Below are 14,382 nucleotides of genomic sequence, written 5' to 3'. Positions count from 1 at the left end.
TGTACGCGCAGGTGCTCTTGCTGCTACTGCTCACCTCTTTCCGGACCCTGGCCATAGGCGTCTTGGATGTGGCGGGTATGTACGGCGTACGGTGGGCGTCGGCCGATCTACGGTGGATTCGACCGTGCGAGTTCGTCCTCGGCATGGTGGTGTTCTTCTGGCTGTCCGGGCTGGTGATCGCCCGCACCACCCTGGACCGGGTCTCTCAACCACGTCGCCTCGCGGTGCGCGGCGCTGCGGCTGTCTGCGGAGCCGTGTCCATGTACGCGGCGGGGCTTGTTCCCTACCGGCAGGTGGCCCTCATCGTGTCCGGCTGTACGGCCGCCTGGCTCGCTCTGGAGGTCTGCCGGGCACACGGGGTATCCCCGACGGCGTGGCTCCCGGCCACGGCCCGCGACCGGCTGCGGGACTGGCGGATCGCGACCGCGGCCCTCCTCGCGTGCATGGCCGGAGGGGGCCTTACCAAGCTGCTGGTGGTACTCCTGGGCTGGGCCGACATCGACGGCATACCCGTCATGAAGGGCAGCCAGCTGGGAGCACTCGGCTTCCACAACGTCGGGGTAATCGGTCTGACGGTGGTGTGGACCGTGGCCATCGAAGACGTCGTGATGGTGGCCGCCACCGCAGCCCTGCTGACAGCCATCCACAGGCCCGCCTGGGAGATCTACACCCTCATCTGCCTGATCGAGGTCCTGGCGCACGCCTACTTCGGGCTCCCCGCCATCGCCATGGCCCTCTACGCGGCTGGCCGGGTCTGGCTGTACCGCCGCTATCAGCGCCTCCTCCCGCTCATGGCGGCCTACGCTGGATTCGACCTCAGCGCCGCCACCGTCCAGTTTCTGCTTCCCGGCATCTACCGCGTCCTGCCGGTGATCCCCGTCGCGCTCGTGGTGATGTGGATTGAACGACGGGTCACAGCAGCGGCGGTCGAGGAGCGGGCCGAACGCCATGTGCAGCAGGAACGGGCTCCTGACGGGCCCTCCGGATCCGCGACCGGAATACCGCACACCCAGGACCGGTCAAGAGCCCCTACCCCCTGACGGCTTCTGCGCACAGCAGCCCCGGCCACCTACCGACCGCGTACGGGCTCGCCTGAACCGACTCCGAGAACAACCACCCGACAGGAACACCAGTGACCCGCTTCACCGTCCTCGATGACACCCGCCGACACCCCGAACTGACCGAGCTGCTCTTGAGCATCCTGCACACCGTGGCGCCTGTCGTGCAGGAAACGACTCGCCTCCCTCTTCCGGCTAAGGTGCGCTACCGCCTGCTGACGCCCAAGAAGTGGCGCAACGCCAACCGGCTCAACCAGCAACGAATCCTGGCCCGGGACATAGCAGACCAGAAGCTGACGCCCCAACAGATTAGGGCGTTGCGCGGCATCCTCAAGATGACCAGCTTCGTCCCCGTCCTTGTCTGGCCTCTGGTCTTCGCACAGACCATGGAGGCCGCCGACGGCCAGGTCGAGACGATCATCGCGCCCCGCGCGTTGCACCACAGCGGATTCCTCACCAACCAGCCGTGCCTGACGGTGATGACCGCGCACGAACTCGTCCATCACGCCCAGTTCGAAGCCCGCCGCGGCCTGGTGTGGGAGACCTACGCGCCCGATCGCCGGGGCATGGACCGCCGTGGGCGCGGCGCCTCGACTGTGCTGGAGGGGCACGCCACCTGGGCCGAGCAGCAGACCACGACCCGTCTCTTCGGAGCGCCGGTGAACCACCGCGAGCTGGCGAAGCGTTCCTGGCGCTACCGGCTCCACGCCGGCTTCCCCGGTGTCCGCTGCCTCGGCCCGCGCCTTGACTCCTACGAGCAGGGCGCCCGCCTCATCACCCACGCCGTCGACACGCACGGCGTCGACGTGGTCAACCGGGTCTGGAAGGACATATTCCTCCTGCCCACCGCCGACGAGGTCGCCGCCCTGGACACCTGGGCCCAGCGCCTCGCCGTTCCGTCGGAACAGCGCAGTCTCGTGGCCAAGCCGATCGAACAGAGCTGATCGAGGCCAAACCTCCGGCCCTGATCACCGCGCTGCCCGACCGCCTCGGCGGACGGGTGCACCCCCCGGGGCCGGACCGAAGCCCGGTCCGGCCCCGGACGAACCACCCACACGCTCCCTGCTGGCAGACAACCAGCCCAGCGGAACACAACCAAGGAGGAAGCCGATGACCATCCGGCTCGTCAGCCAGTACGACTACCCGAAGGGGGTGGTCGTCATCACCGGGGGGTGGTCCGCTGAACGCCACCGCTCCCTGCTCTCGGCACAGGCCGTCCTCGGAGCACTCCACGGGATGGGGGTACGGGCCGACACCGTCGACCTCAAAACCGACCAGCGCGAACTCGGCGGTCGGCTCGACGGCGTCGACACCGTGTTCCTGGCCATTGCCGGGCGTGGTGGCGAGGACGGCCGCCTCCAGGGCTACCTGGAAACCCGCGGCATCGACTACACCGGTTCCGGTGTTCTGGCATCCGCCGTCTGTATGCACAAGCTCCGGGCCAAGAGCATCGTGCGGGCGGCCGGCGTCTTGACTACTCCCGTGGCCACGGCCGTCAGCCACCAGGTGAAGGTGGACGTCGAGGCTGCGCGCATTGTCGACCTGCTCGGGCCGGACATCATCATCAAACCCGTCAACGAGGGCTGTTCGGTCGGACTCCGCCGTCCCCGAGGCAACGACGAGCTGATCGCGGCGCTCTTGGACGCCTCGTCGACCGATCTGATGGCCGAGGCGTACCACCGGGGGCGGTCGATCAGCGTCGGGGTGCTGGAAGACGAGACGACCGGGCGGCTGGACACGCTACCCCCGATCGAAGCCGAGACTGCCGGCAGGGTCTACACCCAGGCCGCGAAGGAGAACAGCGACCTGTGCACCTATCGCTGTCCTGCCCCGCTGACGGATGACGTGGACAAAGCGGTGCGCGAGCAGGCCGTCGCCGCCCACCGTGCTCTGGGCTGTCACGGCTACAGCCGCCACGACTTCATCATCACCCCGGACCAGCGGGCGCTCTGGCTGGAGGCCAACACCCTTCCGGGCCTGAGCCATAAGGGCAACCTCGCCCGGATGGCGAAGGCCGCAGGCATCAGCTACGAGCAGCTCGTCAGTCACATCCTGCGCGGGGCCCGCACCGATCGGCGGGCTCAGGCATGACCGAGGGGAACCACCGCGTGGGACGTATGACGTCCGCCGACGTCCTGATGGCCATGGAACAGGTCCGCCGCGCCGCCGTCCGGACCCCGATGGTCTCCTCCGCAGCGTTCGACTCGCTCGTCGGCCGCCGCGTGTGGGTCAAGGACGAGAGTAAGCAGCTCACCGGCTCCTTCAAGTTCCGCGGGGCCTACTACGCGCTGGCCACCGCCACCAGCGACCAGCGCGCCGCCGGCTTCATCGCAGGCTCCTCCGGCAACCACGCCCAGGCCCTCGCGCTCGCCGCGCTCCACCACCACACCACCGCCACCGTCGTCATCCCCAGCGACGCCCCCACCTCCAAACGCGTCGCCCTCGACGCTCTGGGCGCGCAGATCATCACCTACGATCGACACCGCGACCGCCGTGACGCTCTCGTACAGCAGATCGCGCACCATACGGGCCGGACGGCCATCCCCTCCTCCAACCACCACGCCGTCATCGCCGGGGCCGGGACGGTCGCCTGGGAGATGATCCAGGAAGTCCCCGACCTGGCCGCGCTCTTCGTACCCATCGGCGGCGGCGGACTCGCCGCAGGCTCTGTGCTCGCCGCACTGGGCCACAACCCGCACCTGCGCGTGATCGGGGTCGAACCGGCCACCGCGAACGACACCCACCGCTCGCTGCGCGCGGGCCGTCTCACCCCGATCCCGCCCCCCGACACGATCGCCGACGGCCTCCGTCACACCGAGCCCGCCCTGCTGCCCTTCGAGATCATCAAGCCCCTGATCCACGACGTGGTCACCGTGCCCGAAGCGGCTATCGCCAGCGCGATGGCATACCTCTGGCGCCACTACAGCACGACCGCCGAACCCTCCGGCGCGGTCGCACTCGCCGGCCTGCTCCAAGCCACCGACCGTCTGCCGGCCGGACCGGTCGGAGTCGTCGTCTCCGGCGGCAACGTCGACTGGCCCAACTACCGCACCCTCCTCGACACCGCCATGGAAATCGAACGGAACACCGATGCTGCCCCCGTGCTGCACTGACACCCCACCCGCCGCAGGCCGGCCGGTCCACGAGCCGGTACCAGTGGTCACCCAGTACGCGTCACCCGACCTCATCGAGCGCATCGCGTACCAGGGCTACGACCCAGCAGCCGACCCTCGATGGGCGCAGAGCGGAGCCCCCTCCCGATCCACGTACGCCCGCTGGTGCCGCCACCTGTGCGGTATGGCCTGCCTGCGTATGGTCCTGCTCCACCGTGACGGCCAGGCCCCCAACCTCTTCCAACTCCTGTCCGGAGCACGGTTGTTCAATGCGTACACACGGGACGGCAACGAGATCCGGGGTCTGTTCTACGACCCGTTCGCCACCTACGTCCGCGAGACGCACAACCTGCTGGCCGACGTCCACGGCGTGATGGAGCTCCACGACATCCTCAACCTCTTGGACGCCGGACGCATGGTGATGGCCTCCGTGTCGAAGGGGATTCGCCGCCCCGATCAGGACCCCGAGCGGCGCGGCGGGCACCTTGTCCTGGTGACCGGCCACCACGACGGCACGATCACGTTCCGCAACCCCAGCGGCCACACCCCCGCTGCCCGTTCGGCAGCCCTGACCATCAGCCGTTTCAGGGACTTCTTCGGGGGCCGCGGCATCTCACTCGACCTGCGCCGCACCGCACGACAGGCGCCTGCCCTGACCTCCGGGTTTCGCCCGGTAGCGTCGCCGTCAACCACCTGAGCAGGAGAACCACGTTGCAGCCCATGTCCTTGACCAGCATCGCTCAGATCGTCGGCGGCCGTCTCGCGGACGTCCTCGATCCCGAAGCTCAGGTCACCGAACCTGCCATCTTCGACTCCCGCGAAGCGGTCCCCGGCGGCCTGTTCCTGGCCCTCCAGGGCCAGCACACCGACGGCCACGCCTTCGCGGAAGCCGCTATCAACAAGGGTGCCGCCGTCGCCCTGACCACCCGGCCCGTCGGCGTTCCCGCGATCGTCGTCGACGACGTCCTCACAGCAGCGGGCCTGCTCAGCCGCCACCTGCTGCACGGTCCCCTCAACCGGGCCAAGGTCGTCGCCCTGACCGGATCGGCCGGGAAGACCAGCACCAAGGACCTCACCGCGCAGGTCCTGCCCGGCCACGTCGTGGCCACCCCCGAGTCCTTCAACAACGAGATCGGCCTGCCGATCACCGTCACCATGGCCGACGCTGGCACTGACTACCTCGTCCTGGAAATGGGCGCCCGCCATATCGGTGACATTCGAGACCTCACCCGGATCGCGCCGCCTGACATCAGCGTCATCACCAACGTCGGCACCGCCCACGTCGGCGAGTTCGGCGGTCGCGAGAACATCGCCCTAGCCAAGGGAGAGATCGTCGAAGCCCTGCACCGTGGAGGGCTCGCCGTCCTCAACGCCGACGATGACTTCGTACGCGTCATGGACCAGCGCACATCGGCCCGCGTCGTCACCTACGGCCTGAGCGAGCAAGCCACCGTGCGGGCTGTGAACGTGACCGTCGACGCGCACGGCCACGCTTCCTACACGCTGACCCTCCCGGAGGGCAGCGCCCCCGTCCACCTCAAGTTCCTCGGCGACGTCCAGGTCCCCAACAGCCTGGCGGCGGCCGCCGTCGCCCGCGAAGCCGGACTCGGCGCCGACGAGATCGCCGCGCGGCTGTCCGACGCGCTTCCGCGTTCCCGCTGGCGGATGGAGACCCATCTGAGGGCCGACGGCGTCACGATCGTCAACGACGCGTACAACGCCAACCCGCACTCCATGCGGCACGCACTGAACGCCCTGGCTTCCATGACCGGCGGCACCGACCAGCGGTCGTTCGCCGTCCTGGGCCGGATGAACGAGCTAGGCGACGATGCACGGGCCGCGCACGTAGAACTCGGCCGCTACGCCGCCGGTCTGGATCTTGACCAGATCATCCTGGTGGGAGGGGACGAAGCGGGATGGATGCAGGACGGCGTCCGCAGCGTCGGAGGAAAGGCCGTGCACCTGCCCGACCAGGAAACCGCCCTGGAACTGCTCCACAAGGTTCTGGGCCGCGGGGACGTCGTCTTGGTCAAGGCATCCCGAGGGGTCGAGCTGCAGCAGCTCGCCGAGAAGCTTCTGCAGCCGACCCCCGGTACCGCCGCCGGTTAGGCTGCGACAGGCTCCAGCTCGGGCAGCGCGGCCAGGAGTACCGGACCGGCCTCAGCGACGTCGCCGACTCCCATGAGCACGATCACGTCACCGGGGCGCGCCGCGTGGGCCGCGTAGACCATGGCCTTGTCCCGCTCCACCACCACGTCCACGGAGATCCCGCTGGCCTGGACGATGCGGGCGGACAGCAGCTCCAGCGCCTCCACGGGGATGCCGCGGCTGCTGTCCGTCACCACCGCCTCGGCGCAGCCGGCCAGCGCCCTCCCGAAGGCGTCGCCGAACACGCTCAGCCGGGTGTCGTCGGTCGGCTGGAAGACGACCACCACCCGCCCGCCGTCCCGGACGAGGGTATGCGCGGCAGCGAGGTCCGCCGTCACCTCGTCCGGGTGGTGGGCGAAGGAGTCGTAGATCCGTACCCCGGCCGCCTCACCGGCCGGGGTCATCCGCCGCCGCGCCTCCTGGAAGTCCACGAGCTGCTCCGCCGCCCGGTCCACTTCCTGGCCCAAGGCGTGCAGAGCTGCCACGGCCGCGGCGGCGTTCAGCAGCTGGTGGATTCCCAGCACCCGCAGCCCCAAGTCGAGTTCGAGGCCGTTCGGTCCGGTCAGCGTCGCGGTGGTGTGCCCCTCCTCGTCGGCCATGTTCGTCAGCCGCCAGTCCGCCGACGACGAGGTGCCGAAGGTGACCACCCGGGGGCCGTCTCCGGCCATCGCCAGCCGGGAAGCCAGTTCCCGGCAGCCCGCCGAGTCGGTGTTCAGGACGAGCGTCCCGCCCGCCGCGAGACCCGTCCGCACGCACTCCTCGTACGCGTCGACGTGGTCCATCTCCTCGGCGTAGGTCTCGGGGTGGTCGTACGCGATGTTGGTGATCACCGCGACGCTCATCTGCATCCCGATGTGCGAGCGGTCCGACTCGTCGACCTCCGCGACGAAGAACCCGCCCGACCCCGCGCGTCCGCCGCTGCCCGGCCCGTCCAGATCGGCACCGACCACGTGGGACGGACTCCGCCCGAGGCGGTCGAGGGCGAACGCCAGCATCGCCGAGGTGCTGGACTTGCCGTGCGTACCCATCACGGCGATCGAGGTGTGGCCGGACATCAGCGAGTTCAGGGCCAGCGATCGGTGCACGACCGGGATGCCCAGTTCCTTCGCCCGCGCGATCTCGGGGTTGTCGGCGCGGACGGCGTTGGCGAAGACGAGCGCCGTCGCGTCCGACGGCAGGTTCCCCGCCCGGTGGTCGGTGAACAGCTGGGCGCCCAGCTCTCCGAGAGCCGCGAGTCCAGCCGGTTCCTTGACGTCGCTTCCAGAAACGGTGTAGCCCCGCTCGGCACATACGCGGGCGACCGGCAGCATGCCCAGACCACCGATGCCGACGAAGTGCGCGCGCGTCAGGTCGAGAAGTCCTTCCAGAGCGTCGGACTCGATCTTGGGAACTGCGGTTTCGGCCATGAAGAAGCCTCCTTCGAGGCGGAGCTGACCGCCTCAACTGCCGTCGATTTCCCCCTCATTGGGGGTTGCTGCGCCACCGTCCCTCTTGCCCGCCCACACCGTCTACGACCTGCGGCGTTGCGAACCTATTCGCAACGCGCCCTCGTGCGAACAGGCATGGCGTATGGCGCTGATGCGCTATGAGAGGGCCGAACTACGCCCTGGCTTTGGCGCTGGCCGAGGTCGGCTGGAACCGCAGCGAGACCGCCCGCCGTATCAACCAGCGGGCGGAGGAACAGGGGCATCCCGGAGTCGCCGTTGACCGATCGCGCGTCAGCCGGTGGGTCCGCCGCGGTGAATGCCCTCGCCCACCCGTTCCCGCGTTACTCGCTGACCTCCTCACCGAACATCTGGGACGTGTGTGCACGCCCCAGAGCCTTGGTATTGCCCGGTCGTTCGGCTTAGTCGTGGTGCTGAACGAACAAGAGCACTGCGCACTCGCGGAACACGCGGCAGCGGCGAACATGCCATTGGAGCACTATGCGAGGGCGCTGTTAGTCGGCCACGTCGCGAGATGCGAGGCCGCCTACGTGCAAAGCACCGGAACGTAAAAGTCATCCGCTGGGCCGCAGCTACACTGCCGGGGTGGACAAGCTTCGCGTCCGTTTGAATGTCGGCCTCTGACTGTGGAGTTCTTAGGTGAAGCCTTTGACGTTCCTGCACGGGACGGAGGCGTGGAAGGCCGAGAGTGTTCTACACATCTATGCAGTAGTCGATCTTTCCGATCCCCGCCACACGCCTTTGATCAGCCTCATCACCGAAGCGAACAAGGTGTTGATCGACGAGGGGTTCCCATTGTGCCCAGTCGAGCCGCGCTGGCTTCACATCGCTATCGACCAGATCAGTGGGCGTCCAGCTGCTGCCGTGCCGAAGGAAGAACGTCAGGCTCTGGTGGATGCTTTGCGGCAACGCCTGAGCACCTTCGAGCCGCTGGAAGTGATGGTTGGGTCGCTCCTGAGCTATCACACTGGCGTTCTAGCCGACCTGCATCCGGACGAGGGCCTTGCGACACTCCACGACGCCACCCGCGACACCATCCGGGGCGTGTGCGGCGAGGAAGCGGCCAGGTACCCCTGGAGCGTTCAGCACCTGTCCACGGCGTACGCCTACGACCATGCCGACTCTGATGAGGCACAGCGCCGCCTGCGCCGTATTAGGCCAAGCCACGCTCCTCTTCATATCTCCGCCGTCTATCTCGTCGATGTCACGGCCACGGACACCAAGAGATCGAAGACCATCACGTGGAAGGAAATTGACCGGATCCCCTTGGGCCCGACAGCGACTCCGTGACGTTGGCCCAGCCCCGGTAGCAGCCTGTAGGGCCGTATTCTCGGGCTTCCCTACCTGAGCTTTCAGAAGCCGTTCCGTCGGCCACGGCGCCAGGCCCAGAGTGCGCCCACGGCTGCTACGCCAAGGGCCTCGAACGCAACGCTGGGGGCGCCGTCAGCCTTAGAGGCTGCCAGGACGCCGACGACGATGAGCATGTACGGGAGGGAGAAGAGGACGATGCGGCCGAGGCGTATGGGGTTCATGCGTCAAGTATCCGCAAATGACCGTTAGTTGGCCAGGGCGATTGTCTGTGCCCGCCGGCTGATACTACGGATCGCCGCTTCGCCGTCTGGGACAGATACGTCTCGGAGAAACGTGATCATGTACTCGGCTGACTCCCCTGCTTCGGTGGGCTGAAGCCGACGCCAGCAGCCGAGTGCGTTGCCGGCGGCGCGAACGGTGCTGCTGTGCTGAGGCCCGAGGTGGCTGTGCCAGGCCCGAGCCATGAAGACCCAACTCTGCAGGCCGTATCGGAAGTCCTGATCCAGCCATGCAATGTCCCCGCGCACGAGGCCGACTGCCAAGGTGAAGAGGTGGCTCGGACCGAACTGGGCGGAAAGGTCTACGAGTAGTTGATCTGCGTCGCGTGCGGCTTCGGCGAAGAGGTTCTGGTTGGCGGTTGCGCAGATCGAAACGAGCCGTCCGCGATAGGGCTCGGGCAGTGGCTCGTACGGCCGGTCGGGCGGCACAGGGTCCAAGGACTTGGGCTGCGGCATCGGCAGATATGTTGGCGAGGCAGGGGCCTGAGCCTCGCCGGCCACGGGATGGCTGGTGCCGTCGGTTTCGACCCGGATCGCAGTCGTGTACTGCGCCTGCTCGTCCTGGATCACTGCCCGGACCGGCATCTCCAGGGCAGCGGCCTCCAGTTGGAGGTGCGCCAGGACGGCGTCGTTGAGCGGGACACCGGGAGGCGCCGTGAAGTACTCCTCGTCTATGAAGCAGATGCCGTCGGATGTGATCCGGATCTGCACCGCGTCTGGGGATATGTCGCTCACTGCTGGTTCACCTGCTTGTCGGGGAGGAGGGGGACGGTGCTGATGCCGCCGGCGCTCGGGAAGCTCGGCTCGGCCCATCCGCGATACCTCAGGCGCCAGGCGCCGTCGGTGAGATCTTTCCGCGAGACGATGACGATCTTGCCTTGGCGTGGGTACTCGTCCCCTACGTCGTTGCTGGCCACCTGATCGTTGCCTAGGTAGAGGGCGACGTGCCCCGCCGAGCCGCCTGTGTCATAGAACAGCAGTGCTCCCGCGGGCGGTGACAAGTCGCCCGGGTGCGCGAGTCCAGCGTCCACGAGTCGGTTCCAGTGAATGTTGGCCGTTGCCGATCCGGATGAGCCCCAACCGTAGGCCTGGGCGGCGAAGTTGTCGCACATCCGGTACCAGCCCGTCTTGCCCGCTTCGTTCCGGGCGCTCGTGATGGCCTGGGCGGCGGTGCGCGGGTTCTTGACGTTGAACGTTGCCTTGGGGTCCTTTCCGCCGGAGGCGGCCGGGTCGTTGCAGCCCGCGCTGATCGAGGTCACGGCGTGGGTTCCCCAGGTCTTGGCTACGAGAGAGCCGGCTGCGGCCTCCCACTTGGCGTACTCGTTGCGGTACTGCTCGGCGGGGCGCTGGATCGAGGCGGCGACCTTAGCGAGCGATTTCTGCTGCCAGTTGTCGACCTTGAGGAGCCGGTCGTAAAACCTCCCGGATGCGTACACCGGGTCGGTGAGCTCACTGACTGTGCCCCAGCCCTGCGAGGGCCTCTGCTGGAAGAGCCCCACACTGTCCGCGTGGCCGTGGTGCAGGTTGTTGAGGGTGCTTTCCTGCATGGCGACCGCCACGGCGATGACTGCGGCGCGCGGTGAAAGGCTCCTGGTCCGGGCGACGTTGGTGATGGTCGCCGCGTTGCGAACCTGACGAGCGGTCCACTTCGCACTGTTCTGCGCACCTTCCGGATGCAGTGGAACCGTCACCTGGCTGCTGTCTGCTTCCTGCTCGCCGTCGAACTTTGGTGCCTCCCCTCCCGTGCCGGCTCCACTTTCCCCGTCTCCGATCGGCTGAAGGCCGCTCTGGCAGGTGTTGGCGTTGGCCTGGGTTGTGGCACCGCTGACCGCGAGGACACAGAGCGAGAGCACCGAGATGCCTGCCGCGGTGACACCTGTGGCGGTCTTGCCGAGCCCGTTCATCCCCACTCCGACCATAAACATGTGTTTATGAAAGAAGGCCAGTGAACCTCACTTGCGACGGAACGGCTACCCGCTTCAGCGGCCTCAGTGTGTCGTACGACTGTGTCCGCGCCGGGGAATTATGTCGACGAAGTGCCTGCTGGCTGCACCGCTACAGAGAAGGGCGGCGCGCCATCTAGCCCACCTCAAGCGAGTCGCGTACGTGGAGAAGAGTGCCAACTGAGCTGCATATATATGAAGTGCTGCGACTTCAGGGTGCCTGTCGGTGGGCTGTGTTGCCCTGGTCGGTCGCCCGGGGGCGGCCGCACTCGCGGCGGTTACCTGAACCGTGACGCGGCCTTGCCTGTCAGGCAATAAACACTTGTTGTCAAGTTTGTGTGTATGTACCTTTCACCGTCACGGCCCGGTTTCGGGTCGACCTCCGTGACGAGGGTGGAAGGGAGTCGGGGGATGCCCGTTTCACAACACCTAGTGGATCTTGCAGCGAGTGGTGACATCGGGCCCCTCGTGAACGGGCTGTCCCCGGACTGGGGCCCATTCGGGAAGTTGGGCACAACGGGGCGAACGGTGATCCAGGCCCTCATGGCCGGAGTCGTTCTCGTCCTGGTAGGACGCGCGATTCTCGGCGCCGTACATCTCAAGGTCGGCGAGGGGCAGCACGATGTCGCCCAGGTCAGCAAGGGCAAGAAGGAAATCGCAGGCAGTCTCGTCGGGGCCTTCGTCGTCGCCTCGATAGGAACGATCTTCACGATCGTGTACGGGATGGGCATCTGATGGCCCGCCAGACCACCCGTGGCAGGGGTACGCGAGTCCTGATCGCTGAGACGCCGACCGAAGTGCAGGGCGGCAAGCCCTGGTGGCGGGGAATGGCCATCACCGGAGCGGTATTCCTCGCGCTGGTCATCCTCGCGGTGTTCATGAGCCTTTCCGGAGGTGGTGGCGGATCCGACGGCTCGTCCGACGGCCAGAGCCGGAACGCGCCGGCGGAGAAGAACACCACGGGAGGGGACACCAAGAGTACCGCGAAGAAGCTGGTCAACGGTGTCCCGGTCGGCTATACCCACAACCAGGTCGGCGTGGTTCAGGCCGCAGTGAACTACCAGGTGGCGCGTTCATCAGCCGCCTACTTCACCGACGAGAAGGCCCGGCACGCGACGCTCGCCGCGATGATGACCAGCCAGGCGCTGGAGCGGCAGATCCGCAACGACGACACCGGGATGCAGCAGGTCCTCACCTCGCTGGGCATCACCGCCGGGAGTACCGACGGGCTGGTCGCACGTGGTGCGGCGATGGGCACCAGGGTTACCACGTACACCGATCAGGTGGCCACCGTCGACGTGTGGATGGCCGGACTCGTCGGCGTCACGGACAAGAACGCCCCGATGCCGGTATCCGCGTCGTGGACCACCTACACGCTGACCCTGGAGTGGCAGTCCAACGACTGGAAGCTGAACGCGATCACTTCCGTCAACGGCCCGACCCCTCTGGATGCAGGCAGCGACAGCCCTACCAGCGTGGACGAGTTCCGCACGGCAGATCGGGAGTTCAATGCGCCCCCGTATGTCGGCTGAGACTCAGTATCGGGTACGGACCCGTCTCGTCTGGATTACCGGCCTGACGGCCACGCTCAGCATCATGCTCGCCCCGGGTCAGGCCCAGGCGAACGACTTCTCCGACTGGTCCTGCAAGAACATCCCGTTCGCCGACAAGGTCTGCAATGTCGTCGAGAAGACGAACGAGGCCATCGACTTCGCGTCGGATCCCTTGGGGTACATCGCCCAGTTCTTCAACAACGCTGTGACCAGCATCTTCACCCAGATGATGAAGGCACTCGGATCGACCACGCGCATCGACTGGCAGGACCCGGGGTTCCTTCGGACCTACACCATGGCCTTTGCCGCCTCCACGGTGCTGACGGTCATCCTGTGGCTGATCGCCGTCGCCAAAAGGGCGATTCAAGGGGTTCAGCCGCTCCGGGCACTGGGGGAATCCGTCGGCTTTCTGCTGATGTCGGTCCTGGTCTCCGCCTTCGCACCGCTAGCGGTCGCCTACACCGTGCGGCTTTTCGACGAGGCCGCGGAGGCCATGTTCAAGCCCGTGGCTGGCGACGCCGCCGACATGGTGCTCACCGTCACGACAGCGATGCTCGCGCTGATGAAGATCCCCGGTGGCGCCATCATCGTGATCTTCTTCAGCCTGGCAATGCTGGCGGCGGTGGCTGGCGTCTGGCTGGAGCTCATCGTCCGCAACGCCTTGATCCTCTCCGGTCTCGTCTTCGGACCGACGGTGTTCAGCGGCCTGGTGGACCGCGACCTGTGGGGACACACCAAGCGCTGGTGCGGCGTTATGGCTGCGGTCATCGCCTCGAAGTACGTGACGTTCACGGTCATCGCGCTCGCCACCGGAACGCTGGCATCCGACAGCCCCAACAAGAGCCTGGGGCAGTCCTTTGCGACCGTCTTCACCGCGATGGCACTGCTGTTCCTCGCCTTCTACATGCCCTTCCAGCTCTCGAAGTTCCTTCCGACGTTCGGCGACGAGGTGCGCGACATGTACGCCGCGCGTGACGACCTCAAGGGCCGGGCGAAGGAGGTTGGCAACCAGGTGGGCGACTCCTACGGAGAACTCAAGTCGCGTATGGGCGGCGGCGACGGCACCGGATCCAGTGACGACAGCGATGAAGGAGAAGACGACGCTGCAGACGGCGAGGCCCTGAGCGGAGACGGTGCGACCGAGGCCGGAGCGGCCGAAGGAGCAGCTGCCGCAACCGGTGTCGGAGCGGCGGCCGTGGCCGCGAAGAAGGGCGTCGACAAGACCAAGGACGAGGCCGAAGCCGCCGTCGACCGCGGAGTCGACGGGGCAACCGGCGGTCTCGACTCCGGCGGTTCATCCGCTGCCTCGTCGGCGGGCGGCGATGCCGACGGCGGCGGTGGTCACGCCCCCGGCGGGGACGCGCCGTCTGCCGGAAGCGCTCCTGACTCCGCAGTCCCGGACAGCGCATCGGCGGGCGGGGAGCCGGTGGATCCGGCAGGCCCGCAGTCCTGGCCGCCGCCCGACCCCCCGGACGAGCCGGAACCGCCCCCGCCGGGCGAGGAGATGCGCTGATGCCCGTCCCGACGTACGTC

At 67.4% G+C, this 14,382-nt stretch carries 14 protein-coding genes; 10 read left to right on the top strand and 4 right to left on the bottom strand.

Features of this window, described 5'->3' with window-relative positions; translation table 11 throughout:
* Positions 1-11: 11 nt before the first annotated feature.
* The 6 genes from EDD90_RS10195 (at position 12) to murF (ending at position 6,280) form a co-directional block, all read left to right on the top strand.
* Entirely contained in the window at positions 12-1,040 is a 1,029-nt protein-coding gene (locus EDD90_RS10195; protein ID WP_123972742.1) for a hypothetical protein, read from the top strand.
* A 92-nt stretch (positions 1,041-1,132) separates the two neighbouring features.
* Entirely contained in the window at positions 1,133-2,002 is an 870-nt protein-coding gene (locus EDD90_RS10190) for a zinc-dependent metalloprotease (RefSeq protein WP_123972741.1), read from the top strand.
* A gap of 166 nt (positions 2,003-2,168) precedes the next feature.
* Positions 2,169-3,149: a D-alanine--D-alanine ligase gene (locus EDD90_RS10185; RefSeq protein ID WP_123972740.1), complete on the top strand. Its 981-nt coding sequence runs from the start codon at positions 2,169-2,171 to the stop codon at positions 3,147-3,149.
* Positions 3,150-3,175: 26 nt separating this feature from the next.
* The gene (locus EDD90_RS10180; RefSeq protein ID WP_260328705.1) at positions 3,176-4,171 is read left to right on the top strand and encodes a threonine/serine dehydratase; all 996 of its coding nucleotides are present in this window, start codon (positions 3,176-3,178) and stop codon (positions 4,169-4,171) included.
* Positions 4,172-4,214: 43 nt separating this feature from the next.
* Complete coding sequence (locus EDD90_RS10175; RefSeq protein WP_311737206.1) at positions 4,215-4,868, top strand: C39 family peptidase; 654 nt, start codon at positions 4,215-4,217, stop codon at positions 4,866-4,868.
* Between the two features lie 23 nt (positions 4,869-4,891).
* On the top strand, positions 4,892-6,280 hold the full coding sequence (gene murF / locus EDD90_RS10170; RefSeq protein WP_123972738.1) for a UDP-N-acetylmuramoyl-tripeptide--D-alanyl-D-alanine ligase: 1,389 nt from the start codon (positions 4,892-4,894) through the stop codon (positions 6,278-6,280).
* Here the strand turns inward: murF and murC are convergent.
* The gene (gene murC / locus EDD90_RS10165; protein WP_123972737.1) at positions 6,277-7,725 is read right to left on the bottom strand and encodes a UDP-N-acetylmuramate--L-alanine ligase; all 1,449 of its coding nucleotides are present in this window, start codon (positions 7,723-7,725) and stop codon (positions 6,277-6,279) included. The genes murF and murC overlap by 4 nt on opposite strands.
* Positions 7,726-8,403: 678 nt before the next feature.
* On the opposite strand from murC, the gene EDD90_RS10160 reads away from it, so the two are divergent.
* On the top strand, positions 8,404-9,054 hold the full coding sequence (locus tag EDD90_RS10160; RefSeq protein WP_123972736.1) for a 2'-5' RNA ligase family protein: 651 nt from the start codon (positions 8,404-8,406) through the stop codon (positions 9,052-9,054).
* Positions 9,055-9,116: 62 nt separating this feature from the next.
* Here EDD90_RS10160 and EDD90_RS10155 read toward each other — a convergent pair whose 3' ends face one another.
* Genes EDD90_RS10155 through EDD90_RS57080 form a run of 3 tightly spaced genes read right to left on the bottom strand, consistent with a single transcriptional unit; the run spans position 9,117 to position 11,257 of the window.
* The gene (locus EDD90_RS10155; protein WP_123972735.1) at positions 9,117-9,296 is read right to left on the bottom strand and encodes a hypothetical protein; all 180 of its coding nucleotides are present in this window, start codon (positions 9,294-9,296) and stop codon (positions 9,117-9,119) included.
* 24 nt (positions 9,297-9,320) lie between these two features.
* On the bottom strand, positions 9,321-10,088 hold the full coding sequence (locus tag EDD90_RS10150; RefSeq protein WP_123972734.1) for a hypothetical protein: 768 nt from the start codon (positions 10,086-10,088) through the stop codon (positions 9,321-9,323).
* Positions 10,085-11,257, bottom strand: a complete 1,173-nt coding sequence (locus tag EDD90_RS57080; protein WP_260327780.1) for a hypothetical protein — start codon at positions 11,255-11,257, stop codon at positions 10,085-10,087. The genes EDD90_RS10150 and EDD90_RS57080 overlap by 4 nt, the downstream gene beginning before the upstream one ends.
* Positions 11,258-11,824: 567 nt before the next feature.
* Between EDD90_RS57080 and EDD90_RS10135 the strand changes: the two genes are divergently transcribed.
* The 3 genes from EDD90_RS10135 to EDD90_RS10125 all read left to right on the top strand — a co-directional run bounded on the left by EDD90_RS10135 (position 11,825) and on the right by EDD90_RS10125 (position 14,362).
* Positions 11,825-12,031: a hypothetical protein gene (locus EDD90_RS10135; protein WP_260327779.1), complete on the top strand. Its 207-nt coding sequence runs from the start codon at positions 11,825-11,827 to the stop codon at positions 12,029-12,031.
* Positions 12,031-12,828: a hypothetical protein gene (locus EDD90_RS10130; RefSeq protein ID WP_260327778.1), complete on the top strand. Its 798-nt coding sequence runs from the start codon at positions 12,031-12,033 to the stop codon at positions 12,826-12,828. The genes EDD90_RS10135 and EDD90_RS10130 overlap by 1 nt, the downstream gene beginning before the upstream one ends.
* Before the next feature lie 64 nt (positions 12,829-12,892).
* Positions 12,893-14,362 carry a hypothetical protein gene (locus EDD90_RS10125; RefSeq protein ID WP_260327777.1) on the top strand — a complete coding sequence of 490 codons (1,470 nt, stop codon included), beginning with the start codon at positions 12,893-12,895 and terminating at the stop codon, positions 14,360-14,362.
* Positions 14,363-14,382: the final 20 nt, after the last annotated feature.

This window comes from Streptomyces sp. Ag109_O5-1, assembly GCF_003814875.1.
Classification (GTDB): Bacteria; Actinomycetota; Actinomycetes; order Streptomycetales; family Streptomycetaceae; genus Streptomyces; species Streptomyces sasae.
Note: the sequence above shows the minus strand (reverse complement) of the source record. Positions and strands in the feature narration are given on the sequence as shown.

Coding starts and splice junctions, on each gene's coding strand:
- EDD90_RS10155 (WP_123972735.1), bottom strand. CDS start 9,296: ATGAACCCCATACGCCTCGGCCGCATCGTCCTCTTCTCCCTCCCGTAC.
- murF (WP_123972738.1), top strand. CDS start 4,892: ATGTCCTTGACCAGCATCGCTCAGATCGTCGGCGGCCGTCTCGCGGAC.
- EDD90_RS10185 (WP_123972740.1), top strand. CDS start 2,169: ATGACCATCCGGCTCGTCAGCCAGTACGACTACCCGAAGGGGGTGGTC.
- EDD90_RS10125 (WP_260327777.1), top strand. CDS start 12,893: ATGCTCGCCCCGGGTCAGGCCCAGGCGAACGACTTCTCCGACTGGTCC.
- EDD90_RS10180 (WP_260328705.1), top strand. CDS start 3,176: ATGACGTCCGCCGACGTCCTGATGGCCATGGAACAGGTCCGCCGCGCC.
- EDD90_RS10130 (WP_260327778.1), top strand. CDS start 12,031: ATGGCCCGCCAGACCACCCGTGGCAGGGGTACGCGAGTCCTGATCGCT.
- murC (WP_123972737.1), bottom strand. CDS start 7,725: ATGGCCGAAACCGCAGTTCCCAAGATCGAGTCCGACGCTCTGGAAGGA.
- EDD90_RS57080 (WP_260327780.1), bottom strand. CDS start 11,257: ATGAACGGGCTCGGCAAGACCGCCACAGGTGTCACCGCGGCAGGCATC.